This is a genomic window from Micromonospora sp. NPDC048898, assembly GCF_043198035.1.
In the GTDB taxonomy this organism is placed as follows: domain Bacteria; phylum Actinomycetota; class Actinomycetes; order Mycobacteriales; family Micromonosporaceae; genus Micromonospora.
In genome coordinates this window covers 131,369-155,566 of sequence record NZ_JBICUF010000009.1, presented here as the reverse complement: position 1 = coordinate 155,566, position 24,198 = coordinate 131,369, and the positions used below count along the sequence as shown (strand labels likewise).

24 protein-coding genes are annotated in these 24,198 nt (G+C 72.4%); 11 read left to right on the top strand and 13 right to left on the bottom strand.

What is annotated here, in order from left to right; translation table 11 throughout:
* The first annotated feature begins 4 nt into the window (after positions 1-4).
* Positions 5-1,492: a phytoene desaturase family protein gene (locus ACGFIQ_RS23080; RefSeq protein WP_393246727.1), complete on the top strand. Its 1,488-nt coding sequence runs from the start codon at positions 5-7 to the stop codon at positions 1,490-1,492.
* A 41-nt stretch (positions 1,493-1,533) separates the two neighbouring features.
* On the opposite strand, the gene ACGFIQ_RS23075 is transcribed toward ACGFIQ_RS23080, so the two are convergent.
* The gene (locus tag ACGFIQ_RS23075) at positions 1,534-2,223 is read right to left on the bottom strand and encodes a CDP-alcohol phosphatidyltransferase family protein (protein WP_357553639.1); all 690 of its coding nucleotides are present in this window, start codon (positions 2,221-2,223) and stop codon (positions 1,534-1,536) included.
* A 44-nt stretch (positions 2,224-2,267) separates the two neighbouring features.
* Complete coding sequence (gene metF / locus ACGFIQ_RS23070) at positions 2,268-3,185, bottom strand: methylenetetrahydrofolate reductase [NAD(P)H] (RefSeq protein WP_357069478.1); 918 nt, start codon at positions 3,183-3,185, stop codon at positions 2,268-2,270.
* 247 nt (positions 3,186-3,432) lie between these two features.
* On the opposite strand from metF, the gene ACGFIQ_RS23065 reads away from it, so the two are divergent.
* Positions 3,433-3,822: a helix-turn-helix domain-containing protein gene (locus ACGFIQ_RS23065; RefSeq protein WP_393246724.1), complete on the top strand. Its 390-nt coding sequence runs from the start codon at positions 3,433-3,435 to the stop codon at positions 3,820-3,822.
* A gap of 9 nt (positions 3,823-3,831) precedes the next feature.
* On the top strand, positions 3,832-4,914 hold the full coding sequence (locus ACGFIQ_RS23060; protein WP_393246722.1) for a polyprenyl synthetase family protein: 1,083 nt from the start codon (positions 3,832-3,834) through the stop codon (positions 4,912-4,914).
* A gap of 161 nt (positions 4,915-5,075) precedes the next feature.
* Here the strand turns inward: ACGFIQ_RS23060 and ACGFIQ_RS23055 are convergent, their stop codons facing one another.
* Positions 5,076-5,465, bottom strand: a complete 390-nt coding sequence (locus tag ACGFIQ_RS23055; RefSeq protein WP_357069473.1) for an Rv2175c family DNA-binding protein — start codon at positions 5,463-5,465, stop codon at positions 5,076-5,078.
* Between the two features lie 177 nt (positions 5,466-5,642).
* Here ACGFIQ_RS23055 and pknB point away from each other — a divergent pair, with 177 nt between their 5' ends.
* Positions 5,643-7,628, top strand: a complete 1,986-nt coding sequence (gene pknB, locus ACGFIQ_RS23050) for a Stk1 family PASTA domain-containing Ser/Thr kinase (protein ID WP_393246719.1) — start codon at positions 5,643-5,645, stop codon at positions 7,626-7,628.
* Positions 7,628-8,494, top strand: a complete 867-nt coding sequence (locus tag ACGFIQ_RS23045; RefSeq protein ID WP_393246717.1) for a deoxyribonuclease IV — start codon at positions 7,628-7,630, stop codon at positions 8,492-8,494. Before pknB ends, ACGFIQ_RS23045 begins: the two co-directional genes overlap by 1 nt.
* 147 nt (positions 8,495-8,641) lie before the next feature.
* Here ACGFIQ_RS23045 and ACGFIQ_RS23040 read toward each other — a convergent pair whose 3' ends face one another.
* From ACGFIQ_RS23040 to ACGFIQ_RS23025, 4 genes are all read right to left on the bottom strand, one after another.
* A complete protein-coding gene (locus tag ACGFIQ_RS23040) occupies positions 8,642-9,673 on the bottom strand; it encodes a threonine aldolase family protein (protein WP_393246715.1) in 1,032 nt (343 codons plus the stop codon).
* Between the two features lie 50 nt (positions 9,674-9,723).
* On the bottom strand, positions 9,724-11,130 hold the full coding sequence (locus ACGFIQ_RS23035; protein ID WP_393246713.1) for a class II 3-deoxy-7-phosphoheptulonate synthase: 1,407 nt from the start codon (positions 11,128-11,130) through the stop codon (positions 9,724-9,726).
* 69 nt (positions 11,131-11,199) lie between these two features.
* Entirely contained in the window at positions 11,200-11,751 is a 552-nt protein-coding gene (locus ACGFIQ_RS23030) for a nuclear transport factor 2 family protein (RefSeq protein WP_393246711.1), read from the bottom strand.
* 182 nt (positions 11,752-11,933) lie between these two features.
* Entirely contained in the window at positions 11,934-13,565 is a 1,632-nt protein-coding gene (locus ACGFIQ_RS23025) for a glycosyl hydrolase family 18 protein (protein ID WP_393246709.1), read from the bottom strand.
* 169 nt (positions 13,566-13,734) lie between these two features.
* Here ACGFIQ_RS23025 and ACGFIQ_RS23020 point away from each other — a divergent pair, with 169 nt between their 5' ends.
* Together ACGFIQ_RS23020 and ACGFIQ_RS23015 are read left to right on the top strand one after the other, a co-directional pair.
* Positions 13,735-14,223, top strand: coding sequence for a glutathione peroxidase (locus ACGFIQ_RS23020; RefSeq protein ID WP_393246707.1), 489 nt, complete (start codon positions 13,735-13,737; stop codon positions 14,221-14,223).
* Positions 14,224-14,477: 254 nt separating this feature from the next.
* Entirely contained in the window at positions 14,478-15,152 is a 675-nt protein-coding gene (locus tag ACGFIQ_RS23015; protein ID WP_393246705.1) for an NADPH-dependent F420 reductase, read from the top strand.
* A 28-nt stretch (positions 15,153-15,180) separates the two neighbouring features.
* Here the strand turns inward: ACGFIQ_RS23015 and ACGFIQ_RS23010 are convergent, their stop codons facing one another.
* Positions 15,181-16,782, bottom strand: a complete 1,602-nt coding sequence (locus ACGFIQ_RS23010; RefSeq protein ID WP_393246703.1) for a glycosyltransferase 87 family protein — start codon at positions 16,780-16,782, stop codon at positions 15,181-15,183.
* A gap of 117 nt (positions 16,783-16,899) precedes the next feature.
* Here ACGFIQ_RS23010 and ACGFIQ_RS23005 point away from each other — a divergent pair, with 117 nt between their 5' ends.
* The 3 genes from ACGFIQ_RS23005 to ACGFIQ_RS22995 all read left to right on the top strand — a co-directional run bounded on the left by ACGFIQ_RS23005 (position 16,900) and on the right by ACGFIQ_RS22995 (position 19,273).
* Entirely contained in the window at positions 16,900-17,571 is a 672-nt protein-coding gene (locus tag ACGFIQ_RS23005; protein WP_393246701.1) for a class I SAM-dependent methyltransferase, read from the top strand.
* A 158-nt stretch (positions 17,572-17,729) separates the two neighbouring features.
* On the top strand, positions 17,730-18,599 hold the full coding sequence (locus ACGFIQ_RS23000) for a DUF4397 domain-containing protein (RefSeq protein WP_393246699.1): 870 nt from the start codon (positions 17,730-17,732) through the stop codon (positions 18,597-18,599).
* On the top strand, positions 18,596-19,273 hold the full coding sequence (locus ACGFIQ_RS22995) for a class F sortase (protein ID WP_393246697.1): 678 nt from the start codon (positions 18,596-18,598) through the stop codon (positions 19,271-19,273). The genes ACGFIQ_RS23000 and ACGFIQ_RS22995 overlap by 4 nt, the downstream gene beginning before the upstream one ends.
* A gap of 166 nt (positions 19,274-19,439) precedes the next feature.
* Here the strand turns inward: ACGFIQ_RS22995 and ACGFIQ_RS22990 are convergent, their stop codons facing one another.
* The 5 genes from ACGFIQ_RS22990 to ACGFIQ_RS22970 all read right to left on the bottom strand — a co-directional run bounded on the left by ACGFIQ_RS22990 (position 19,440) and on the right by ACGFIQ_RS22970 (position 23,196).
* Entirely contained in the window at positions 19,440-19,790 is a 351-nt protein-coding gene (locus tag ACGFIQ_RS22990; protein ID WP_393246695.1) for a DUF2203 domain-containing protein, read from the bottom strand.
* A gap of 232 nt (positions 19,791-20,022) precedes the next feature.
* Positions 20,023-20,841 carry a pyrroline-5-carboxylate reductase gene (gene proC / locus ACGFIQ_RS22985; protein WP_393246693.1) on the bottom strand — a complete coding sequence of 273 codons (819 nt, stop codon included), beginning with the start codon at positions 20,839-20,841 and terminating at the stop codon, positions 20,023-20,025.
* 74 nt (positions 20,842-20,915) lie between these two features.
* Positions 20,916-21,944 (bottom strand): 6-phosphofructokinase, encoded by a 1,029-nt coding sequence (locus ACGFIQ_RS22980; RefSeq protein ID WP_357074956.1) that lies wholly within the window; start codon positions 21,942-21,944, stop codon positions 20,916-20,918.
* Between the two features lie 172 nt (positions 21,945-22,116).
* Entirely contained in the window at positions 22,117-22,620 is a 504-nt protein-coding gene (locus ACGFIQ_RS22975) for a pyridoxamine 5'-phosphate oxidase family protein (RefSeq protein ID WP_393246691.1), read from the bottom strand.
* Positions 22,621-22,698: 78 nt separating this feature from the next.
* Entirely contained in the window at positions 22,699-23,196 is a 498-nt protein-coding gene (locus ACGFIQ_RS22970; RefSeq protein WP_357074959.1) for a polyadenylate-specific 3'-exoribonuclease AS, read from the bottom strand.
* Positions 23,197-23,465: 269 nt separating this feature from the next.
* Here ACGFIQ_RS22970 and ACGFIQ_RS22965 point away from each other — a divergent pair, with 269 nt between their 5' ends.
* A complete protein-coding gene (locus ACGFIQ_RS22965; protein ID WP_088988366.1) occupies positions 23,466-24,158 on the top strand; it encodes a Crp/Fnr family transcriptional regulator in 693 nt (230 codons plus the stop codon).
* Positions 24,159-24,198: the final 40 nt, after the last annotated feature.

The following is a 24,198-nucleotide window of genomic DNA, read 5'->3' as shown; positions in this document are numbered from 1 at the left end:
CGGCATGGCGCGGATCGTGGTCGTCGGCGCCGGGGTGGGTGGCCTCGCCACCGCCGCCCGGCTGGCCGCCACCGGGCACCAGGTGACCGTCTTCGAGGCCGCCGACGCGGTCGGTGGCAAGCTCGGCCGGTACGCGCACGACACCCCGGCCGGGTCGTTCCACTTCGACACCGGGCCGAGCCTGCTCACCCTGCCCCAGGTCTTCCACGACCTGTTCGAGGCGACCGGGGCGAAGCTCGACGAATACCTGGACCTGGTCGCACTGGACCCGATCGTCCGGCACGTCTTTCCCGACGGCGGCCCGACCCTGGACTCGTGCGCCGACCCGGTGGAGTTCACCGCCCGGATCGGGGCCGCCCTCGGTGACCGGGCGGCGACCGACTGGCAGCGGCTGTGGCGCCGCGCCGAACGGGTGTGGCGGGCCTCCGAGCGGGACATCCTGCGCCGTACCGTCGACTCCCCCCGCGATCTCGCGTCGCTGGCCTGGCGGCTCGGCGACCTGGCCGCCATCGCCCCGGGCCGCACCCTGCGCGGGCTGGGCCGGGGGCACCTGTCCGACCCGCGGCTGCGGATGCTGCTGGACCGGTACGCCACCTACACCGGCGCCGACCCGCGCCGGGCACCGGCGGCGTTGGTCGCGGTCCCCTACGCCGAGTTGGCCTTCGGCGGCTGGTACCTGCGCGGTGGGCTGGGCACGCTCGCCGACGCGCTGCTGACACGTTGCCTGGACCTCGGCGTGGTCGTGCAGACGGACACCACCGTCACCCGAATCGACGCCACCGGCGGCCGGGTGCACGGGGTACGCCTCGCCGGTGTCACCGCCCCGGTGCCCGCCGACGTCGTGGTGGCCAACATCGACGCGCTCACCGTCTACCGTGACCTGCTGCCGCACCCGCGTCGGCTGGCCGGGCTGACCGACCGCAGCCTCGCCGGTTTCGTGCTGCTGCTCGGTGTCTCCGGCAGCACCGGGCTGGCCCACCACACCGTCTTCTTCCCCGGCGACTACGACGCGGAGTTCGACGCGGTCTTCGGAGACCCCGGGCGCGGCGTACGGGCCCGGCCGGCGGTCGACCCGACGGTGTTCGTCACCGTGGCCGACGACCCGATGGTCCGCCCGGCCGGGCACGAGGCGTGGTTCGTGCTTGTCAACGCACCGCGCCACGGCACCGCGGCGGGTGCTGTCGACTGGCGACGGCCGGGGCTGGCCGACGCGTACGCCGATCGGATCCTGGAGGTGCTGGCGGCACGCGGTGTGGACGTGCGCGACCGGTTGCTGTTCCGCGAGATCCGCACCCCGGCCGACCTGGGTGCGGCGACCGGCGCGCCGGGTGGCTCGATCTACGGCACCACCGGTGGGCTGCTGCGCCCCGCCAACCGGGGCCCGGCGAACGGGTTGTGGCTGGTCGGCGGCTCCACCCACCCGGGCGGCGGGCTGCCGATGGTCACCCTCTCCGCGCAGATCGTCGCCGACGAGATCGGCCCCGCCTGGTAGGCCGGGGTGTCTCAGCCGGCGTCGAGCAGGCCCGGGGTGTCTCAGCCGGCGTCGAGCAGGGCGCGGCGGATGGTGGAGAGCAGTTGCCCGAGGCCGAACCCGGCAAGCAGCACCCACACCGCGGTCGCCATGGTGATGGTGCCGGCGGCCAGGTCCGGCTCGATCAGCCCGGCCAGCCCGGCGACCACCAGGCCCGCCAGCGCGACCGAGACCCGGGTGGGGCGTTCCCCCACGGTGACCGCACCGATGTCGCGCATGCCGGCGGCGACCGCCCGAGCCCGCACGTACTCGTGCAGCCAGGACAACGCGCCGCCCGCGACGATCAACGCGCCCGGCGCGCCGACCAGCCAGAACGCCAGCAGCCAGGCCACCTCACCGAGCCGGTCGGCGACCGAGTCGTAGACGTAGCCGAGCCGGGTGGTGCGGCCGGTGGCGACCGCCACCGCACCGTCCACGCTGTCGGCCACGGCGGCGAGCAGCACGAACAACGCGCCCAGGAAGGGCCCGTCGCCCGGCCGGGTCACCAGCAACGGTACGCAGAAACAGAGCAGCACCCCGGCCACGGTGACCGCGGTGGGGCTGACCCGCAGCCGCCCCAGCACGTACCCGACGTGGTACGCGAACCGCAGCCAGGCGCGTACCACCGGGGCCGCGACCCGGGGGTCGAACCCACCGTGCAACCGCGCCCAGGCCGTGGCGTACTGGTCCCAGTTCAGCTGTGTGCCCACCACTGATCAACCGTCGTGCCGGGCATCAGGTAGCGCGGGCTCCGCATTCACACCCGCGCGCCGGCCTTCAGGTTCTGCCAGACCTCGCGGGTCGCGGTGGACCGGTTGAGGGTGATGAAGTGGATTCCCGGCACACCCTCGTCCAGCAGTCGGCGGCACATCTCGCTGGCCTGCTCGACGCCGAGCCGGCGGACGGCCTCCGGGTCGTCGGCGACGCGTTCGAAGCGGGCCGCCAGCGCCGGCGGGAACGGCGCACCGGACAGCTGCACGGACCGCTCGATGGTGCCGATCTGGGTCACCGGCATCACCCCGGCCAGGATCGGGGTGTCGCACCCGGCGGCGGCCACCCGGTCGCGCAACCGCAGGTAGTCGTCGGCCTCGAAGAACATCTGCGTGATCGCGAACTCGGCGCCGGCCCGACACTTACGGACGAACTGCGCGGTGTCGCTGGCCACGTCGGGCGAGCGGGGGTGCTTGTACGGGAAGGCGGCCACGCCGACGCTGAAGTCACCGGCGTCACGCACCAGCCGGACCAGGTCCTCGGCGTAGTCGACGCCCTCGGGATGCGGGACCCACTCGCCGCCCGGGTTGCCGGGCGGGTCACCGCGCACCGCCAGCACGTTGCGCACCCCCACACCGGCGAGCCGGCCGACCACGTGCCGCAGCTCGGCGACGGAGTGGTTGACCGCGGTCAGGTGGGCCATCGGCAGCAGGGTGGTCTCGGTGGCGATGCGCTCGGTCACCGCCACGGTGGTGTCCCGGGTCGAGCCGCCCGCGCCGTAGGTGATCGACACGAACGACGGGCGCAGCGACTCCAACTCGCGGATGGCCTGCCAGAGCAGCCGCTCCCCCGCCTCCGTCTTCGGCGGGAAGAACTCGAACGAGAAGGTCGGCTGGCGCTCACGAATGAGCTCCCCGATCGCCGGCTGCGGATTGGGGAGTACCGAGGGAAGACCGAGCGCCACGACCCGACTCTAGCGGGCGACGCCACCACGGCCCAGGCGCTTTCCGCCTCGGGGTCCGATACCGCCTGCCGGGCGCGTCCCGGCGGGCGGAAGGCGTCGTACCCCCGGGGTAGGAATGGGGGCGTGGGAGGGGCGACGGGGGCGGCGCCCGGGTTCCCGCGCGGGGGTCAGCAAGCACGCGGTGACGCCGGTCCCGTCCGGTCGGGCGGGTGGGCCGTCACCGCGCCGACGCCCGCCAGGAGGACGCATGACCCCGCCTCGATCGCCGCGACCGGCGCAGCTCGGCCCGCTGCTGGCCCGGTGCCGGCTGGCCCGTGGCTGGAGCCAACAACGCACCGCCGTCGAGTTGTGCGCCGCCGCCGGGGTGCCGACGTTGAGCCGGCACGAGGTGTCCCGGTGGGAGCGACAGCGTCGTGTTCCCGGCGCGTTCTGGCTCGGCTGGCTCGCCGTCGTCCTGGACGTGCCGCTGGTGACCCTCGCCGAGGCCGCCGCGGCCACCCGCCGCACCGGCTCGACGCGGGCGCCCGGCCCGGGCCGCACGGCGGTGGCCGGTGTGCGACCGGCGGGGCGCAGCGGCCCCGGCCGCACCGACGGGACTACGCGTGGCGGTAGGGCGCGGAGCGCGACGACCCGCTAGCGTCGGTGCGTGACCCACGCTGCCCCCGTCTCACCCGTCGACCGTGCCGGCCTACGGCAGCGGGTCGACAAAGCCCTCACCGAGTTCCTGACCGGCCAACGGGTGCGGCTCGCCGCAGTGGATGACGCCCTGGCCCCGGTGGCCGAGGCGATCGAGGCTTTCGTGCTCGGCGGCGGCAAGCGACTACGTCCCGCCTTCGCGTACTGGGGGTTTCGGGGCGCGGGCGGGGTCGACGGCGACCAGGTGCTCACCGCCCTGGCCGCGCTGGAGTTCGTCCAGGCCAGCGCCCTGATCCATGACGACCTGATGGACCGCTCCGACACCCGACGCGGCGAGCCCGCGGTGCACCGGCGGTTCGCCGCACGGCACCGGGAGGCCGGCTGGGGCGGCGACCCGGACGGCTTCGGCGACGCCGCCGCCATCCTGCTCGGTGACCTCTGCCTGGTCTGGTCCGACGAGCTGCTGCACTCCGCGGGGCTGGACCTGCGGTCGTTGGCCCGGGCCCGGCCGGTCTTCGACGAGATGCGCACCGAGGTCACCGTCGGGCAATACCTCGACGTGCTGACGCAGGTCACCGGCGACACCTCGGTGGAACGGGCCAGCAAGGTCGCCCGGTACAAGTCGGCGAAATACACTGTCGAGCGTCCGCTGCTGCTCGGTGCCGCGCTGGCCGACGCGACGGCCGACGTACGGGCGGCCTACTCGGCGTACGGGCTGCCGCTGGGCGAGGCGTTCCAACTCCGCGACGACGTGCTGGGTGTCTTCGGTGACCCGGCGCTGACCGGCAAGCCGGCCGGGGACGACCTGCGCGAGGGCAAGCGCACCTACCTGGTGGCGGCGGCCGTGGAGACCACCGACGACGCGGGCCGTGAGCTGCTGCTCAGCCAGCTCGGCGACCCGGAGTTGGACGAGTCGGGGGTGGCTCGGCTGCGTGAGCTGATCTCCGCGAGCGGGGCGTTGGCCCGCACCGAGCAGCGGATCGTCACGCTCACCGACACCGCGCTGGCCGCGCTGACGAACGTCGACCTGGACACCGAGGCCCGCCAAGCCCTCGTCGACCTGGCCATAGCCGCAACCCGCCGCGCCGACTAACCCCCACCCACCCCCGTCCCTCCCCCGCCCCGCGTTGATCCTTCCGCGCGTTGATCCTTCCGCGCGTTGATCATGGAGTTATTGCCACCCCCGCTCGGCGTGTCAGGGCAATAACTCCATGATCAACCGGGTGGGTGGGGGTGGGGCCGGGGTGGGGTGGGTCAGAAGCCCAGGGCTTGGGCCCGGCGTTTTACCTCGCGGGCCTGGTCGCCGGAGAGGGCGGCGGCTGGGGTGTTGCCGGGGAGGGTCTCGTCCGGCTCGTACAGCCAGCGCAGGGCGGCCTCGTCGTCGTAGCCGTTGTCGGTGAGCAGGTTGAGCACGCCGGGCAGGTGCTTGAGCACGACCTGGTTGGCAACCAGGTCCGCCGGGATCCGGCGGACGCCGTCACGGCGCACCGCCAGCAACTCCCGGTCACGGATCATCTGGTGCACCTTGCTGATCGACACGTCGAGGCGCTCGGCGACGTCGGGCAGGGTCAGCCAGCCGGCCGGGTCGGCGGGGCCGGCGAGCTCCAGGCTGGGCACGGCCTGGTCGGGTACGGGTTCGGTCACCCGACCACCCTGCCACGCCACAGTCGCGACGGGCCACCGGCACCCCGAGCGACAGTTCTCGTGGTGCCGCTGATCTGCGGGTGCGGAGACGGGGAGCGCGGCGGGACAGACCCGTTCGGCGCCCGGCTGTAGCATCCTGTTCAACCTTCACCCCCTGGACACATAGACTGCCTGCCGATGGACACTCAGGTCGCCGACACGTTGCTGGGCTCGCTGATCGACGGGCGCTACCGCATCCGCGGTCGCGTGGCCCGTGGTGGCATGGCGACCGTGTACACCGCCACCGACGAACGCCTTGAGCGCACCGTCGCTGTCAAGATCATTCATCCGACCCAGGCGCCCGAGGCGCAGGCCCGGATCGCCAACTTCGTGGCCCGGTTCACCGACGAGGCGAAGACCATCGCGCGGCTGACCCACCCGAACGTGGTGGCGGTCTACGACCAGGGCACGCACGCCGGCCTGCCGTACCTGGTGATGGAGTACGTGCGCGGTCGCACGCTGCGTGACGTGCTGGCCGAACGACGCCGGCTCCACCCGGACGAGGCGCTGGCCATCATCGAGCAGATGCTCGCCGCGATCGCCGCCGCGCACCGGTCCGGGCTTGTGCACCGCGACGTCAAGCCGGAAAACGTGCTGGTCGCCGAGGCGCCCACCGGCGGTGTCGCCAATCTGGTCGACAGCGTCGTCAAGGTGGCCGACTTCGGTCTGGCTCGGGCGGTCGAGGCGAGCGCCGACGAGGAGCAGGGCAACCAGCTGATGGCCACCGTGGCGTACGTCGCCCCGGAGCTGGTCACCGAGGGCAGAGCCGATCCCCGCACCGACGTCTACTCGGCCGGCATCGTGCTGTTCGAGATGCTCGCCGGTCGCGTGCCGTACGACGGGGACCGCCCGGTGGACGTCGCCTGGCAGCACGTCGACCGGGACGTACCGGCACCCTCGATGCTGGTGCCCGGCCTGCCGCCGGTCCTCGACGACCTGGTGCAGCGGGCCACTCGGCGCGATCCGGCGGCGCGGCCCGCCGACGCCGGCGCCCTGCTGACCGAGGTGCAGGTCGCCCGGGATCGCCTCGGTGACGCCAACACCCGCACCGCCGTGCTCCGCGCGGTGACCGACGATGCGCCACTCTCTCAGCCGACCATGGTCGTCGCGACGGTCCGACCGACCGACCGACCGGCCTGGGCGCGGCTGCCCGAGGGTGCCAACCAGGGGCCGGGGCGACGACGGGCCGCCCCGGAGCCCGCGGAGGGTCTCGGGTCCCGGTTCGCGGCACTGCGTGGCACATTGCTGGCGAGCCCACGCGGCCGGTTGGCCGTCGCGGCCGTGGTGGTGACGCTGGGCCTGGTGGCCGCGCTCGGCGGCTGGTGGTTCGGCGTCGGCCGTTACACGGATACTCCGCAACTGGTGAGTCTGAGCAAGGCCGAGGCGCAGGCGCAGGCCACCCGCGCCGGGCTCACCCTGAAGTACGGTGAGCCGCGCTTCGACGAGAAGGCCCCGAAGGACAGCGTGCTGGGGCAGAGCCCGGCGTCCGCCACCAGGATCGTCAAGGGCGGCACGATCACCCTGACCCTCTCCCTCGGCCCGGAGCGCTTCCCCGTGCCGGACGTGATCGGCAAGGAGTTCGAGCTCGCCGAGGCGGACCTGCTCAACGTGAAGCTGGTGGTGGCCAAGGGTTCTCCCCGCTACGACGACAGCCTGCCGGCCGGGGTCGTACTGGACACCTCCCCCAAGGTGGGCACCGAGGTCAAACCCGGCGCCAAGATCACCCTCATTCTGAGTCGGGGCAGGGCACCGGTGACGGTGCCGAACCTGGTCGGTAAGAACCTCAACGACGCTCGGGCCGCCCTGGCCCAGCTCAACCTGGTGCTGGTGGAGACCTACAAGGATTCCGACAGGCCCAAGGACGAGATCCTCGGGCAGAGCCCGGCCGACGGTGCCGGCGTGGAGAAGGGCACCCAGGTCAAGTTGGACGTCAGCAAGGGCCCGGCGGCGATCCTCATGCCCCGGGTGATCGACCTGCCCTGTCAGCAGGCCAAGCAGGCCCTGGAGGGCCAGGGCTTCCCGGTGACTGTGGCACTCAACCCGAACGCCACGGTCCGGATCCAGGCCCCCGGTGAGAATTCGCAGGTGCCGCCGGGCACCCCGGTCGTCATCACGTGCTTCTGATGTCGACTGTCATCTCGCGTCCGGTGGGCGCGCACACCCCGACCTCCGGAGGGCTGGCCAAGGCGGCCCTGCCGTACGCCGACGCGACAGGCGCTCAGGTGGTGCAGGTCTACGTCTCCAACTCCCGGGGTTGGGCGCTGCCCAGCGGCGACCCGGCCCAGGACGCCCTGTTCCGCGACGGCTGCGCCGAGCGGGGCATTCCGGCGTTCATCCACGCCTCGCTGCTGGTCAACCTCGGCTCACCCACCCCGGCCACGGTCGAGAAGTCGGCACAGACACTGGCCCACGCCCTTCGTCGGGGCGTGGCGATCGGCGCTCAGGCGGTGGTGTTCCACGCGGGCAGTTCGGTCGACGAGGCGTACACCGAGGCGGCGATGCGACAGGTCCGCCGGGAGCTGCTGCCGCTGCTCGACTGGGCCGCCGACGCCGGCGGGCCGATGTTGCTTGTCGAGCCGAGCGCCGGCGGTGGCCGGTCCCTGGCCTCCCGCGTGGAGCAGCTCGGCCCCTACCTGGACGCGGTGGACCGACACCCCATGCTCGGGGTCTGCTTCGACACCTGCCACGCCTGGGCGGCGGGGCATGACCTGGCGGCCGAGGGTGGCATGACGGCGACCCTGGACACCCTGGTGGCCACGGTCGGTGCGGACCGGCTGCGGCTGGTCCACGCCAACGACTCGAAGGATCTGTGCGGCTCCACCCGGGATCGGCACGAGAACATCGGCAAGGGCACCATCGGCGAGCCCGCCTTCGCCGAGCTGATGGCGCACCCCGCCACCGCGGGCGTCCCGATCGTGGTGGAAACCCCGAGCGAGAAAAACCTCGGCCACGCCGCCGACATAACAACCCTCACCCGCCTACACCCCTAACCCCCACACCCCCTCCCCCCGGCGTCCCCCACCCAACTCGCCTCGGTGATCATGGAGTTATAGCCACGACACGCCGAACCGAGCAGCAATAACCTCATGATCAACAGGGGTGAGGCAGGGGCGGGGCAGGGGCGGGGCAGGGCGCGGTCAGGACGCGGCGAGGACGCGGGGTAGGGCTGCGACCGCGCGGTCGATGTCCGCGTCGTCCAGGCCCAGGTGGGTGACCAGGCGGGCGGTACGGGGGGCGAGCGCCGAGAGCAGCACACCCTCGGCCCGCGCGGCGGCGACCAGGGCACGCGCGTCCAGTGCGTGCTTCGTCAGGTCCAACGCGACAAGGTTGGTACGCACCCGGGAGGCGAGCACCCCGAACGGCGCGACGGCCTCGGCGAGCCGGGCCGCCCTGGCGTGGTCGTCGGCCAGCCGGTCGATGTGGTGCGCGAGCGCGTACCGGCCGGCGGCGGCGAGGATGCCGGCCTGACGCATGCCACCGCCCATCCGCTTACGGATCAGCCGGGCCCGTTCGATCTTCTCCGCGCTGCCCACCACCAGCGAGCCGACCGGCGCGCCGAGGCCCTTGGAGAGACACACCGACAGCGTGTCGAAGAGCCGGCCGTACTCGATCAGGGGCACCCCGTCGGCGACGTGCGCGTGCCAGATCCGCGCGCCGTCACAGTGCATCGCGACGCCCGCCTCGTCGGCCACCCCGCGCAGATCCCGCAGGGTCGCCAGCGGAATCACCCCGCCACCGCCGCGGTTGTGGGTCTGTTCGACGGCGATCGCGCGGGTGGGGACGGCGAAGTAACCGTCCGGCCGGATCATCCGGGCCACCTGCTCCGGGTCGATGTCCGCGCCCACCGCGGGCCAGGTCCGCGAGGAGATCCCGCCGTACGCGGCCGCGGCACCGATCTCGTACGTGACCACGTGTGCGTCGGCGTCGCAGAGCAACTCGTCGCCGGGCGACACCAGCAGTTGCAGGGCGATCTGGTTCGCCATCGACCCGCTCGGGGCGAACAGCGCTGCCTCGTGCCCGAACAGCGCGGCGACCTCGGCCTCCAGCGCGTTGACGCTCGGGTCCTCGCCGTAGACGTCGTCACCGACCTCGGCGGTGGCCATCGCCTCCCGCATCCCGGCGGTGGGTCGGGTGACCGTGTCCGACCGCAGGTCCACAAAATCAGCCACTGTCATCCTTCCGGCCGCCGACCGCGGGGCTGGCCAGCTCACCCCTCGCGTCAGCCACGGAGCATTTCCGCCACCAGGAAGGCCAGCTCCAACGACTGCTGGGTGTTCAGTCGCGGGTCGCAGGCGGTCTCGTACCGGTCGGGCAGGTCGAGGTCCTCGATGCCCTGGGCGCCGCCGAGACACTCGGTGACGTCCTCGCCTGTCAACTCGACGTGCAGGCCACCGGGGTGGGTGTCCAGACCTCGGTGCACCTCGAAGTAGCCGAGCACCTCGTCGACGATGCGGTCGAAGTGGCGGGTCTTGTAGCCGTTCGACGACTCGTGCGTGTTGCCGTGCATCGGGTCGCACTGCCAGACCACCTTGGCCCCGGCGGCGGTGACCTTGGCGACGATCGGGGGCAGGGCGTCGCGCACCCGGTGGTTGCCCATCCGGCTAATCAGGGTGAGCCGACCGGGGACGTTGTCCGGGTTGAGCTTCTCGCACAGCTCGATCGCCTCGTCCGGGGACGTGGTCGGGCCGAGCTTGACGCCGATCGGGTTGGCGATGCGGGAGATGAAGTCGATGTGCGCGCCGCTGATCTGCCGGGTGCGCTCGCCGATCCAGAGGAAGTGCCCGGAGAGCCCGTACGCCCGGCGGTCGGAGACCCGGGTGAGCGCCCGGTCGTACTCCAGGGCGAGGGCCTCGTGGGAGCAGTAGAGCGTGACCGTTCGCAGCGCCTCGTCGTCGGTCATCCCGCAGGCCCGGATGAAGGCCAGCGCCCGGTCGATCTCCCGGGCGATCGCCTCGTAGCGCTCCCCCGCCGGGGAGTTCTTCACGAAGCCCTTGTTCCAGTCGTGCACCGCGTGCAGGTCGGCGAGCCCACCGGCGAGGTACGCCCGGAGCATGTTCATCGCCGCCGCCGAGTTGGCGTACGCCCGGATCATGCGCTGCGGGTCGGCGACCCGGGCGGCCGGGTCGGCCTCCAACGAGTTGATCATGTCGCCGCGGTAGGCGGGCAGGCCGCGGGCGTCGGTGGGCAGTGAGCGGGGCTTGGTGTACTGCCCGGCCACCCGGGCGACCTTGACCACCGGCAGGGACGCGCCGTAGGTGAGCACGATCGCCATCTGGAGCAGGGTGCGGGCGTTGGCCAGCAGGTGGCTCTCGGTGTTGTCGACGAACGTCTCGGCGCAGTCACCGCCCTGGAGCAGGAACGCCTTGCCCTCGCAGACCAGGGCGAGCTTCTGCCGGAGCTGGTCCACCTCGTAGGGCGCGACGACCGACGGCACGGTGTCGAGGACCTTGCAGACCGCCGCGACGTCCGCCGGGTCGGACCACGGTGGGACCTGCTCACGGGGCAGCTCCCGCCAGCGGTCCAGGCCGAGCGCGGCGTCCTCCGCGGAGTCGACTGTCGGTCGGCTGGTCTGCAGGCCCGGGCTACTCACCGCGGGATGGCTCAGCTGATGCCACTCATGGCGCATGACAGAAAGCGTACGGCGACGGTTGGGGCGGCTGGGCGGCGAGGGGGACGGTTTCCGGCAGATGGGAGATCAATTCGCCGAGGGCTGGCCCGGCTGCCCGGGCACGAAGGCGCCGGTCGGCGCGGGCGCGGGCGCGGCGGGTGACCCGGCCGGCACCTCCCCGGCGATGCACCAGTCGCTGCCGTCGCGGGTAACGGTGAACACCAACGGCCGGACGACCGTGCGGCCGCCGGCGGTGACCGAGACCGACACGCTGACCTGCTGGCCGAGCGGACCGGACCGGACGTCGGTGATGGCCGCCTCCGGCACCTGGAAGTGATCGGCGAAGTCGCCGTTGGGGCCGGTGGCAGCCTCGTCGAAGCTCTCGTGCAGCGGAGCACAGAGCTGACTCCGGCCGGCGGCGACGTCCTTGGCGGTCATCGCGTCGAGGTACGCCTGCACGCGCTCGCGGGAACGGCTGGCGGCCTCCTCGGCGGGGGTTCGCGTCGGCGTGACCGGCGGCTCGTCCTTGGCGTCGTCCCGGTCGTCGTCGCCGATCCCGCACCCGACCAGGGTCACCGGGAGCAGCAGTGCGGCGGCCGTTGCCGCCAGCCTCAGGTGGGTCAGGTGGGTCGCGCGCATGACCACCTCCGTCGAGGTTGGGATCGTGACCTGCCGAGCCGCGAGTCTGCCACATTGACCTGGCCCAACCCACCTAATGCGGCCCGGCCGACGCTGGGCGTCGACCGGGCCGCGGTGTCACCGGGCGGGGAGGGGCGGTGCGCACCCCTCCCCGCCGGGTGGGTCGTGCGTCGGTCCTCGGCTCAGCCGAGACCGCCCTTGATGGCGCCGATGAGTTCGCCGTTGCTGGTGTCACCGGAGAGTTCCCAGAAGAACGCGCCACCGAGGCCCTGGTTGTTCGCGTACTGCATCTTGCCGTTGATTGTCGACGGGGTGTCGTAGCTCCACCAGTTGCTGCCGCACTTGGCGTACGCGGTGCCGGCGATCGTGCCGGTGGCCGGGCAGGTGTTCTTGAGGACCTTGTAGTCCTCGATGCCCGCCTCGTAGGTGCCCGGTGCCGCACCGGTGGCGCTGCCGCCCGGAGTGGCCTGGGTGACCCCGGTCCAGCCGCGGCCGTAGAAGCCGATGCCGAGCAGCAGCTTGTTGGCCGGGACGCCCTTGCTCTTGAGCTTCTGGATCGCCGCGTCGGAGTGGAAGCCCTGCTGCGGGATGCCGGTGTAGGAGGTGAGCGGGGAGTGCGGTGCCGTCGGCCCCTGGGCGGCGAAGGCTCCGAAGTAGTCGTAGGTCATCGGCATCAGCCAGTTGAGGTTGCCGATGGCCCCGGCGTAGTCGGTGGCGTCGATCTTGCCGCCGTTGCTGCCGTCCGCGGTGATGGCGGCGGTGACCAGGGCGTTGGAGCCGAACCGCGACCGCAGCGCGCTGATCACGTTCTTGAACGCGTTCGGGCCGCTGGTGTCACAGGTCAGGCCGCAGGCGTTCGGGTACTCCCAGTCGACGTCGATGCCGTCGAAGACGTCCGCCCAGCGCGGGTCCTCGACCAGGTTGTGGCAGCTCTCGGCGAACGCGGCCGGGTTCTGCGCGGCCTGGGTGAAGCCGCCGGACCAGGTCCAACCGCCGAACGACCAGATCACCTTGAGGTGCGGGTTCAGCTGCTTGAGCTTGCGCAGCTGGTTGAAGCTGCCGCGCAGTGGCTGGTCCCAGGTGTCGGCGACGCCGTCCACGCTCTCCGCAGCCGTGTACGCCTTCTCGTAGTCGGCGTAGCTGTCACCGATGGCGCAGCGGCCGCCGGTGGTGTTGCCGAAGGCGTACAGGATGTGGGTCAGCTTGGCCGCGGACCCGCTGGTCTGGATGTTCTTGACGTGGTAGTTGCGTCCGTAGACACCCCACTCGGCGAAGTAGCCGACGACCTTCTTGCCGCCCGGGTTGGGCGGGTTGGTGGTCGGCGGCGCCGTGGTGGGCGGTGCGGTGGTGGGTGGGGCCGTGGTGGGCGGCGCGGTGGTCGGCGCGCTCGTGGTCGGCGGGCTGGTCGGGGTGCCGCCGCCGCAGGGTGCGCCGTTGACGGTGCAGTTCAGCGGGGCCTTGAAGGTGCCCGTGCCGTTGTAACCCCAGCTGAACGAGGCGCCCGGGGCGAGGCCGCCGGCCCAGCTCTTCTTGACCGCCACGTAGTGGTTGCCGCTGCTCGTCACGTCGGCGTCCCAGGCGCTGCTGATGGTGGTGCCCGACGGTAGGTCGAACTCGATGCGCCAGGTGGCGACTGTGGCACTCGACCCGTTGGTGACGGTCACCCTCGTCTCGTGACCGGTCCCCCAGTCCTGTGCCCTGGTGAACGTGGTGGTGACACTGCCGGCGCCGAACGCGGTGGTCATCGGCACCGCTGCGACGGTCACGGCGACCACGGCACCGGCCCAGAGGGCCCGGCGGAGCGATCTTTTCATGAGGCGTCTCCCGAACTGTTAGGAAACTTTCCAAAAGAGATGGTGAGACGGTACTCACGCCGTCATCACTTCGTCAAGATGCGCATGTTTCGATTTACCTGATGCGGGGATTGCACATGCCTCCGCCCGCCGCCGATCCCCCGGCGCGGCCGGCGCGTAGCCTCGGGCCATGACCGTCTTCGACATCCCGATCGACGCCCTCAACGGCGGCCCCGCCGAGCTGGCCCGCTACCGCGGCAAGGCGCTGCTGGTGGTCAACGTGGCCTCCCGCTGCGGCCTCACCCCGCAGTACGCCGGCCTCCAGACGCTCGCGGACACCTACGCCGACCGCGGCCTGGTGGTGCTCGGCGTGCCGTGCAACCAGTTCGCCGGGCAGGAGCCGGGCAGCGCCGCCGAGATCAGCGACTTCTGCCAGGTCAACTACGGGGTCACCTTCCCGCTGACCGAGAAGGTCGACGTCAACGGCCCCAACCGGCACCCGCTCTACACCACGCTGGTGGACACTCCGGACGCCGACGGGCACACCGGGGACGTCCGGTGGAACTTCGAGAAGTTCCTGGTGGCCCCGGACGGCACGGTCGCCGCCCGCTTCGCCCCCACGGTCACCCCCGAGTCCGACGACCTACGGGCAGCCATCGACAAGGTCCTCCCCGCCTGAAGGCCGAGCGGCCGGGCGCACCTGACCGGCCGGCCGCACGAACCGCCGTCACCGTTGAGTGGGATGTCTCCGAGGAGCCGGTCGGCGACAGGCGTGAGCAGTACGTTGTGCAGGGCGGGCTCGCGGCGCAACCAGGCACCCGCCGCGACGGCGAAGGCCGCGAGCAGCCCGTGCGGCTACCCGGCAGCGGGCAATCGACATAACCCACCGCACTGGTCGGAATGTGTCGTGGGTGGACGGAGTGGGGACCGAGCATGACAACTGTGGGACTGATCGGCAGCGGCAACATCGGCGGCACCCTGGCCCGGCTGGCCGTGGACGCCGGCTACGACGTGGTGCTGAGCAACTCGCGCGGCCCGGAGACGCTGAAGGACCTGGTTGACGAGTTGGGCGAGCACGCGAGCGCCGGCACGGCACAGGACGCGGCGCAGGTCGGCGACCTGGTGGTGGTCAGCGTGCCGCTGAAGGCGTACCGCGGGGTGCCCGTGGAGCCACTGGCCGGCAAGGTCGTCGTCGACACCAACAACTACTACCCGCAGCGCGACGGGACCTTCCCGGAACTCGACTCGGGCGAGACCACCAGCAGCGAACTGCTCCAGCAGCACCTGCCGGGTGCCCGGGTGGTCAAGGTCTTCAACAACATCTACTTCAAGGGCCTGGCCGCACTCCCCCGGCCGTCCGGCGCCGCCGACCGCAGCGCCCTCGCGATCGCCGGTGACGACGCCGCCGCGAAGGCCGAGGTGACGGCCTTCCTGGACCGGATCGGCTACGACGCGGTGGACGTCGGCCCCCTCGCCGAGGGTTGGCGCTACCAGCCGGACACCCCGGCGTACGGCACGCTCTACTCCGCCACGCCGACCGACTGGGAGCACCCGGCACCGGGCGACGCCGACAAACTGCGCGCCGCCCTGGCCGCCGCGACCCGCTGAGCTGCGCCGCCGACCTCCTGCCGCCCGCCTACCGGTCGGCCGTCCGGAGGGCGGCGGCGAGTTCGTCGTCGTAGCTGGCGATCGGCTGGCCGTCCGAGGCGTACGCGACGAGCCGCCCCCGCGCCATGCTCGCCGAGCGGAACGAGAACGTCCGGCTTCCCGGGTACGCGTCGAGCAGCGGGATGACCCGGGGCGCCCCGCCGGGCGCGGAATAATATTCCAGACGGGTCACCAGCGGGGAGACCACGCCGTTGACCCGGACCTTCGTCTTCTCGGCGCGGGTGCCGAAGGTGACCGGCGCGTCGGTGCCGTAGGCGGCGCACTCGACCGGGCCCCGGCAGACGAAGAAGTATCGCGGGTTGACCACGTCGCCGAGGGCGTACGCCTTGAATGTGGGGTCCGCTCCGGCCGGCAGCGGCTGCACGGCGAAGAACGCGACAGCCACCGTGGCCGTGACGCCCACCCGCAACCAGCCCCGCCCGCCGGCCGGCCGGCGCGACGTCCGGGTGACGGCGACCGCGACGCCGCCGAAACCGACCAGACACAGCAGGCACACACCGATCGCGCGGGCGTTCTCGAAGAGGAACTGCACACCCGGCCGTGTCGACACCGGGCTGAGCACCGCACCCAGCGAGACGACCATGGCGGCGAGCAACGCCACGCCGGCGGCGCGTCGGGTGACGCCGGACGCGCCGATCAGCAGCATCGCGGCGAGCACCGGCCACACCTGGTGGTGGGTCCAGGACACCGGGGACGCGGCGACGGTGGCGCAGCCGACCAACACGGCCGCGTGCCCGGGGCGGCCCCGCACCGCCAACTGTCGCGCCCGCAGCAACGCCGCCGCGCACACCAGCGCCACCAGGGCGGCCCAGAGCAGCGGCAACGTCGCCTCGTCGACGCCGACGCGCAGCAGCATCCCGTGCAGGGACTGATTGCCCAGCGAGGCGAGGTTGCCGATCCGCGAGGTCTGCCGCACCGCCTCGGTCCAGTACGTCCAACTCTCGGCGGGCAACACCACCGCGGCGAGAGCCGCGCAGGCCAGGAACGTCGCCACCGCGCGGCCGGCGTCCCGGTAGCGGCCGGTGGCGAGGAAGTAGACCACGAACAGCAGCGGAGTCAGCTTGATCGCCGCGGCGACGCCGACCAACATCCCGCGCAGACGAGGCGGACCGACGCCCATCCCGTCGAGCAGGGCCATCAGCACGATGAAGACGCTGACCTGACCGAAGCGCAGATTGCTCTGCACCGGCGCGGAGAGCATCAGCACCGTGGCCGCCACCGCCACCACGAGCGGTCGTCGGGACGGCCGGGTGGTCAGCGCGACACCGACCGCCCCGGCGATGGCGACGACCGCCGCGCACGTCGCCACCAGCCAGATCCCCTGGAGTACGCCCTCGGGCACGGCGGTGATCGGACCCAGCACGAGCGCGGCGAACGGTGGATAGGTGAACGGGCCGCCGTTGGCCGCCCGGAACTCGTACAGCGGCCGGCCGGCGTGCAGATCGGACAGTGCGCCGTAGTAGATATGCAGGTCGGAGAGGCGGTCTTCGCGACGCAGCACGAGCACACAGGACACCAGCGCGACGACGACGAAGGCCGCCCACGCCAGTGCCACCCGGCGATCCCGCATCGACCGAGAATAGGCGAACGCGACGATCCTCGGCGGCCCGTGGTGACGGACGCCGGCTGCCTCTGCCCTCGGCAGAACGGGCACGACGCGACCGGCTCCGCTTCCTAGCATCGACCGATGGGATCGACGAGCACACCGGCGTACGACGCCCACGCGGACTGGTACGAGGACTTCATCTCCGGCGGCGGCGACTATCTGCGGCGGGTGCACGCCACCGTGGCGGATCTGCTGGGCACGGGCGAGGGTGTCTGCCTGGACATCTGCTGTGGCACCGGCGCGCACGCGTCGGTGCCGGCGGGTCTGGGTTGGACGCCGGTGGGCGTGGACCTGTCCGGCGGGCAGTTGCGGCACGCCAGCAGGCGGTTGCCGGTGACCCGGGGCGACGCGACAGCCCTGCCGTTCGTCGACGCGTCGCTGCCGGCCGCGATGTGTGTGCTGTCCAGCACCGACCTGCCCGACTACCCGGCCGTGCTGCGCGAGGTCGCCCGGGTGCTGCGCCCCGGCGGGCGCTTCGTGCACGTGGGCGTGCACCCGTGCTTCGTGGGCGCGTTCGCCGACTGGGGCCGGCATCCGAGCGTCGTCGTCGACGCGCGGTACGCGGACCGCTCGCGCAGCTTCGACAGTTGGAACACCAACGGCGTTCGGGTACGCGTCGGCGCCTGGCACATCCCTCTCGCCGACCTGGTCAACACGACAGTGGCGGCCGGTCTCCGGCTGTTCCGGGTCGCCGAGGCGGGCCCGGGCGGCGTCCCCGACCTGTTCGGCCTCCTCGCGATCCGCGAGCGGTAGGGACAAGCCGCCCACACCCGCGCCCACGCCGAGGCGCCAAGCTCCGGGGCGGGGACACGTCGAGAAACTTCTCGTTGGCAACTTGCGTTGCAGTCCCGCGCACGGGACCCTGTTCTCTGGGTTGCCGCCCGCTCACCGAAAGTGCTTCCGGAGGCGACATGTACACGCTCCGCACCCTTCCCCGCCGGCTGCTCGCCGGCTCCGGCGCGCTCCTGATCACCACTGCCCTCGCCGCCGCCGGCACGCCCGCGCCGGCCAGCGCCGCGGCCGGCGTGGACACCGTCGGCTACGTCCGGCTCGCCCACCTCTCCCCGGACACCCCGGCCGTCGACGTCTACCTGGCCGCGCCGGACGCCACGAAACCGAGGGTCTTCCCCGGGGTCGGCTACGGGGTGGTCTCCGACTATCTCGAGTTGGCGCCCGGCCGGTACGCGGTGGCGATGCGGGAGGCCGGCGCTCCCGCCAGCGACCCCCCGGTACTCACCACGGAGGTCGCGGTGACCAGCGGCGACGCGTACACGGTGGCCGGTGTCGGCCGGCACGCGGACCTGGGGCTGCGGGTGCTCAACGATGACCTCAGCGCGCCCACGCAGGGCCGCGCCAAGGTGCGTGTCGTGCAGGCTTCCGTGCGTACCCCGGTGTTGGACGTGGCCGCCGCGGACGGTCCGCTGATCGCCGACGACGTGCAGTTCGCGACCACGACCGAGTATGAGCAGGTCGAGCCGGGCAGCTGGCGGCTGCGGCTGACGGGTGCCGACGGGCCGAGCGCCAACGCCGAGGTGCGGCTCACCGGCGGCGCGGTCTACTCGCTGCTGGTGCTCGACGCCAAGCAGGGCGGGCTCACCGCCGAGCTGCGCCGCGACGCCGAGGGCGGCACCGTCGTCCCGGCCGGTGGGGTGGACACCGGTGCCGGTGGCACCGCGGGCACCGGGCTGACCGCGTACCCCCTGGTGGCCGGCGGGTTGGCCGCGGCGGCCGGCGCGGTGGCCCTGCTGTTCTGGCGTCGGCGGCGGCGCACCACCTGGTGAGCACCGGGCCGGGTCTGTCGATCCGGCGGCACCGCGACCGTCGGATGCCGCTGGCCGCGTTCGTCGCGGCCGGTGCGGCGGCCTGCCTGGCCGCCGGCACCGGGGTCGGGTTGGCCGGCACCGACGCCCCGCCGCCGGTGGCGAGCTGGCACCCCGGCTGCACCGACGACTGCCCGCCGGTGGCCGCGGCGCCCGTGCCGCAGGGTCCACCCACCCGGGTACGCGTGCCGCGCATCGGCGTCGACTCCGCGCTCACCGTGCTGGGCCTGGACCGCGCGGGCGCGTTGATCCCGCCGGCCGACTTCGGTGTCGTCGGCTGGTACGGCGGTGGTCCGGCCCCGGGCGACACCGGCCCGGCGGTGCTCGCCGGCCATCTGGACTCGCGGCGCGGCCCGGCGGTGTTCGCCCGGCTCGGTGAGCTGCGCTCCGGTGACCGGGTGGAGGTGTGGCGCGGCGGGCAGCGGCTGTCGTTCCGGGTGACCGGGTCTATGCGTACCCGCAAGGACCGCTTCCCCACGGCGGCTGTCTACGGGCCGACGCCCGGCGCGGAGCTGCGCCTGGTCACCTGCGGGGGTGACTTCGACAGGCGGCGGGGCCACTATGTCGACAACGTGGTGGTGTTCGCGGTGAGCGAGGCCGCCGGCCCGGTCCTGCCGACGTCCAGGGCGGGCTGAGCGACGCATCCGGCTTGATCCACTCGCGTTCCTGAAGATCGGGGTGTCCGCCACTCACGGACACCGCGGATTCCGTGAACCCGAGTGGATCAAGGGTGCCGGACGGCGCCGGCGTCAAGGGGTGCCGGACGGCGGCGGCGTCAAGGGGTGCCGGACGGCGGCGGCGTCAGATCGGGCGGCGGCCGGCGAAGCCGCACTCGGCCCGGTGGTACCAGCGCACGTCGGAGTCCCCCTCCAGCCAGCACCAGAGCACGGGCCGACCGGCCCGCTCGCCGGGAAAGTCGAGCAGCACCGGCGCGATGCCCTTGACCTGGATGTCGTGCTGGTGCAGCTCGTCGACGACGGCGTGCAGCCGAGCCTCCAGCCCCTTCACCTCGGCCAGGCCGCCGAGGGCGCTGACGCCGTGGTCGGTCAGGTCGACGCGCAGCTCGGCCAGGTCGGCGCGGACCCGGACCAGCTCGTCGACGCGCGGTTGCAGGGTGGCCACCAGGTGCCGGGCCTGGGCGAGTGTGAACACCGGGCCAGTATGCGGCACGCACCGGGGCACGTCCGGCCCGCGACGTGCGACAGGCTCAATCGGCCGGGGCGGCGCGGTCGCGGGCAGGCACGTCCGGCCGTGCGACAGGCCCATTCGGCCTGGGCTGGCAGCTCGCGGGCGAGGTCCCCCGGCAGGCACGTCCAACGTCCGGCAGGCTCAATCGGCCGGGGCGGCGCGGTCGCGGGCAGGCACGTCCGGCCGTGCGACAGGCTCAGTCGGCCTGGGCGGCCAGCTCGCGGGCGCGGTCGCGGGCAGCCTCCAGCGCGGCGAGCAGTGCCGCCCGCACGCCGTGCTTCTCCAACTCGCGGATCGCGGAGATGGTGGTGCCGGCCGGCGAGGTGACCGCCTCGCGCAGCTTGACCGGGTGTTCGCCGGAGTCGCGCAGCATCACCGCGGCACCGATGGCGCTCTGGACGATGAGCTCGTGCGCCACCTGCCGGGGCAGCCCCAGCAGGATCCCCGCGTCGATCATGGCCTCGACCAGCAGGTAGAAGTAGGCCGGCCCGGAGCCGGAGAGCGCGGTGACCGCGTCCTGCTGCGACTCGGGCACCCGCATCGTGTGGCCGAGGGGCTTGAACATCTCCTCGGCCAACGCCAGGTGCGCCCCGGTGGCGTGCGCGCCCGCCGAGATCGCCGTCATCGCCTCGTCGACAAGCGCCGGAGTGTTGGTCATCACCCGGACCACCGGGGTGCCCTCGGGCAGCCGGCGGTTGAAGAAGCTGGTGGGCAGGCCGGCGCAGAGCGAGATGACGAGCTTGTCGGCCGGCACCTTGGGGCCGATCTCGTCGAGCAGCGCGGCGGCGTCCTGCGGTTTCACCGAGACCGCCAGCACCTCCGCCTCGTCCACCGCGGTCAGGTTGTCGACAACCCGTACGCCGTAGCGGGCGGTCAGCTCCTCGGCTCGGGCCGGCCGGCGGGCGGTGGCCAGCAGCCGGTCCACCGGCCATCCCGAGCGCAGCAGCCCGGAGAGCATCAGCTCACCGATCTTGCCCGCGCCTATCACCGCGACCGTGTGCACCCCGGCTGACATCTCGGCTCGTACCCCCTCGCCTCTGGTCGCGGCGCGGCGGACCCGTCGGCCCGCCGCGCCGCCCAACCGGTTGATCAGCTGCCGAAGAAGACCTCGGCCTCGACGTACCGCTCCAGCGGCACGGTCTTCAGCTCGCGGGTGGCCTCCGCGAGGGGCACCCGGACGATGTCGGTGCTCTGCATCGCGACCATCTTGCCCCAGTCGCCGTCGTTGACCGCGTCGATGGCCTGCAGGCCCAGGCGGGTGGCGAGCACCCGGTCGAAGGCGGTCGGGGTGCCACCGCGCTGGATGTGACCCAGCACCACGGTGCGGGCCTCCTTGCCGGTCTTGGCCTCCAGCTGCTCGGCGAGCCACTGGCCGATGCCGCCGAGGCGGACGTGGCCGAACGAGTCCAGCTCCTGGTTGGCGAGGACCATCTGGCCGTCCAGCGGCTGGGCGCCCTCGGCGACCACGACGATCGGGGCGTACTGGTGCTGGAAGCGCTTCTCGACGTAGCCGGCCACCTGGTCGACGTCGAACTGCCGCTCGGGCAGCAGGATCACGTTGGCGCCACCGGCCAGGCCGGCGTGCAGGGCGATCCAGCCGGCGTGCCGGCCCATGACCTCGACGACCAGGGTGCGGTGGTGGCTCTCCGCGGTGGTGTGCAGCCGGTCGATGGCCTCCATCGCGATGTTGACCGCGGTGTCGAAGCCGAAGGTGTAGTCGGTGGCGCCGAGGTCGTTGTCGATCGTCTTCGGCACGCCGACCACGTGCACGCCCAGCTCGTAGAGCTTGGTGGCCACGCCGAGGGTGTCCTCGCCGCCGATCGCGATCAGCGCGTCGACGCCCTGGGTGGCGAGGTTGTCCTTGATCCGCTCGACGCCGTTCTCGATCTTGAACGGGTTGGTCCGGGACGAGCCGAGGATGGTGCCGCCGCGGGGCAGGATGCCACGGACGTCCGCGATGCCGAGGGGCCGGGACAGACCCTCCAGTGGGCCCTTCCAACCGTCGCGGAAGCCCACGAACTCGTGACCGTAGGTGGCGACGCCCTTGCGGACCACCGCCCGGATGACCGCGTTGAGACCTGGGCAGTCGCCGCCGCCGGTGAGCACGCCGATACGCATGATCCGCTCATCCTCCTGGAGCATCAGGTAAAGCCCGAATTGCCCCAGGGTATGTGTCAGATCAGACCATCGGCGCCGTTGCCGGCCCGGGGCGGGCCGTCACTGCGAACTGTAGTCGGCCCGCCGGTACGACGACAGCGCGCCCCGGCGCGAGGGGCCCACGCCCCGCTGCTCAGAACGTCACCTCGTGGTTCTCGCCAGCGTTCGGCGGCCGCCCGGTGACCGCGGCCCTCGCGTAGCCGAGCAGGTTGACCACGGCGCTGTTCGCCGAGTCCCAGTACTCGGCGGAGCTGGCGTGCACCTTGATCAACGTGAGGCCCGGGGTGTCCAGCCCATCAGGAAACCACGCCTTGAGCAGCGGGTTCCACAAACGCTCGGCCCGTGCCCGGTCGAAGCCCTCGGTGGCGGTGCCGGAGATCGACACCCAGGCGTGGTGCTTCTGGTCGGAGAAGGCGACGTTGACCTCCGGGTTGACCCGGAGCTGGCGGACCTTGGCCGAGTCGGCGGAGGCGAAGAACCACAGCTCGCCGTCGAACTCGGCCTCCTGCAGCCCCATCGGCCGGCTCACCTGCCGCCCGTCCAGAGCGGTCGTGGTGAGCATGCAGATCCGCGCGGCCCGGGCCAGCTCGGTGACCCGGGCTCGAGCGTCGGCGGCGCTGGTCGGCTGATTGCTCATGGCACTCTCCTCCGCTTCGGTTCGTCGAACCGATGCCCGGGACAGAACCGGTCAAACCTACGGCGGTGCGGCAGGCACTCAGCGGGCGGTCATCGCCCGCCAGCGGGCCAGGTTGTGCCGGGCGTCGACCAGAGCGTCGTGCCGGGCCGCGTCCGCGTCCGGCAGGGTCGGCCGACCACTGTCGTCCCAGAGCTGGCGCAGCTCCTTGGTGTAGCGGGGAATCTCCCGGGGCAGCGCCGGCATCGCACCCCAGAGCTGGGCGAGCACCACGTGGTCGTACGCGGCGTACCAGGCCCACAGCTCCAACTGCTCCCCCGGCCGGTCCCGGACCGGCTCGACCAGGAAGTCGTACAGGTCGTCACGGATGCGCTCCCGCGACCGCCAGGCCCGGTCCGCCGGGGACGGCAGCTTGTCCAGCACGTTGCGCCGCACCCAGGGCACGGCACGGGAGTCGTCGAACTCCGTGGAGACCGCGTAGAACTCCCGGCCGTACTCGTCGACGACACCGATCGAGACGAGGTCGACGGTTGTGCCGTCCTCGATGAACTCGCAGTCGTAAAAATAGCGATAGACCATTCCGGCCATCCTCGCCCACCGCCGTCCGGCCGTGCCCGCCGGGGGGCGCCGCACCGCTGGTTAACGGCCGTTCGGCACTTCAATGACGGTACGCGGCAGCTCACGACGGTCACGGAAGTGCTTCGAGGGGTGTACAGCAAGCGACCGGACCGTCATGATCTGATGTGTACCGCTACCGGATGCCGAATCGGTGTCAGTTCACCTTGTCAGGGCCATCAGGTTCACCCGGTGAGCGAGTTTGTGGTCCATGACCGGGGAGGGGTTGGGCCGTGGAGATGCGCCTGCCGGAGCCGGGTGACGCGCTCACGGGTGTCGAGATGTTCGCTGGTTTGGAGCCCGAGGTGCGGCAGCGCGTCATCGCCGCCGCCGTCCCGCGCACCTACCGCAAGGGCCAGTTGCTCTTCGTGGAGAACGACCCGGGTGAGTCGCTGATCGTGTTGCGCCGCGGCGCGGTGGCCGTCTTTCGCACCGCGCCCACCGGCGAGCGGGCCGTGCTGTCGGTGATCCGTCCACCGGATGTGCTGGGCGAGGTCTCCCTGCTCGACGCGTCCACCCGGTCCGCCTCGGCCGAGGCCATTGAGGACTGCGCGGCGCTGGCCCTCTCGCGGGGCGCGTTCATGGAGTTGGTGCACTCCAACCCCCGCATCCTGGACGCGGTGATGCGCTCGCTGGGCGGGCTGATCCGCCGGCTCACCGAGCAGAACGCCGACCACGTCTTCCTCGACCTGCCCGGTCGGGTGGCCAAGACGCTTGTCCGGTTGGCCGGCGAGAGCCAGGCACCGATGATCACGATCGAGCTCAACCAGAGTCAGCTGGCCGAGATGGCCGGCGGGTCCCGGCAGAGCGTCAACCAGGCGATCGGTTCGTTCGCCAGCCGCGGCTGGCTGCGGACCGAGGGGCGCCGGATCGTGGTGACCGACGTGGCCGCGCTACGCCGCCGCGCCGGCATGAGCGACCGCTGACCGATCGGGCCCGGGCCAGTGCGTGTTTCGCGTACCGCGA

What these genes read in the sequence shown, in the direction of transcription:
- ACGFIQ_RS23010 (WP_393246703.1), bottom strand. Translation starts at nt 16,782, where the DNA reads ATGCGGGATCGCCGGGTGGCACTGGCGTGGGCGGCCTTCGTCGTCGTC.
- ACGFIQ_RS23065 (WP_393246724.1), top strand. Translation starts at nt 3,433, where the DNA reads ATGACCCCGCCTCGATCGCCGCGACCGGCGCAGCTCGGCCCGCTGCTG.
- proC (WP_393246693.1), bottom strand. Translation starts at nt 20,841, where the DNA reads ATGTCAGCCGGGGTGCACACGGTCGCGGTGATAGGCGCGGGCAAGATC.
- ACGFIQ_RS23020 (WP_393246707.1), top strand. Translation starts at nt 13,735, where the DNA reads ATGACCGTCTTCGACATCCCGATCGACGCCCTCAACGGCGGCCCCGCC.
- ACGFIQ_RS23025 (WP_393246709.1), bottom strand. Translation starts at nt 13,565, where the DNA reads ATGAAAAGATCGCTCCGCCGGGCCCTCTGGGCCGGTGCCGTGGTCGCC.
- ACGFIQ_RS23005 (WP_393246701.1), top strand. Translation starts at nt 16,900, where the DNA reads ATGGGATCGACGAGCACACCGGCGTACGACGCCCACGCGGACTGGTAC.
- ACGFIQ_RS23015 (WP_393246705.1), top strand. Translation starts at nt 14,478, where the DNA reads ATGACAACTGTGGGACTGATCGGCAGCGGCAACATCGGCGGCACCCTG.
- ACGFIQ_RS22975 (WP_393246691.1), bottom strand. Translation starts at nt 22,620, where the DNA reads ATGAGCAATCAGCCGACCAGCGCCGCCGACGCTCGAGCCCGGGTCACC.
- ACGFIQ_RS23045 (WP_393246717.1), top strand. Translation starts at nt 7,628, where the DNA reads ATGTCGACTGTCATCTCGCGTCCGGTGGGCGCGCACACCCCGACCTCC.
- ACGFIQ_RS23080 (WP_393246727.1), top strand. Translation starts at nt 5, where the DNA reads ATGGCGCGGATCGTGGTCGTCGGCGCCGGGGTGGGTGGCCTCGCCACC.
- pknB (WP_393246719.1), top strand. Translation starts at nt 5,643, where the DNA reads ATGGACACTCAGGTCGCCGACACGTTGCTGGGCTCGCTGATCGACGGG.
- ACGFIQ_RS23030 (WP_393246711.1), bottom strand. Translation starts at nt 11,751, where the DNA reads ATGCGCGCGACCCACCTGACCCACCTGAGGCTGGCGGCAACGGCCGCC.
- ACGFIQ_RS22970 (WP_357074959.1), bottom strand. Translation starts at nt 23,196, where the DNA reads ATGGTCTATCGCTATTTTTACGACTGCGAGTTCATCGAGGACGGCACA.
- ACGFIQ_RS23035 (WP_393246713.1), bottom strand. Translation starts at nt 11,130, where the DNA reads ATGCGCCATGAGTGGCATCAGCTGAGCCATCCCGCGGTGAGTAGCCCG.
- ACGFIQ_RS22980 (WP_357074956.1), bottom strand. Translation starts at nt 21,944, where the DNA reads ATGCGTATCGGCGTGCTCACCGGCGGCGGCGACTGCCCAGGTCTCAAC.
- ACGFIQ_RS23000 (WP_393246699.1), top strand. Translation starts at nt 17,730, where the DNA reads ATGTACACGCTCCGCACCCTTCCCCGCCGGCTGCTCGCCGGCTCCGGC.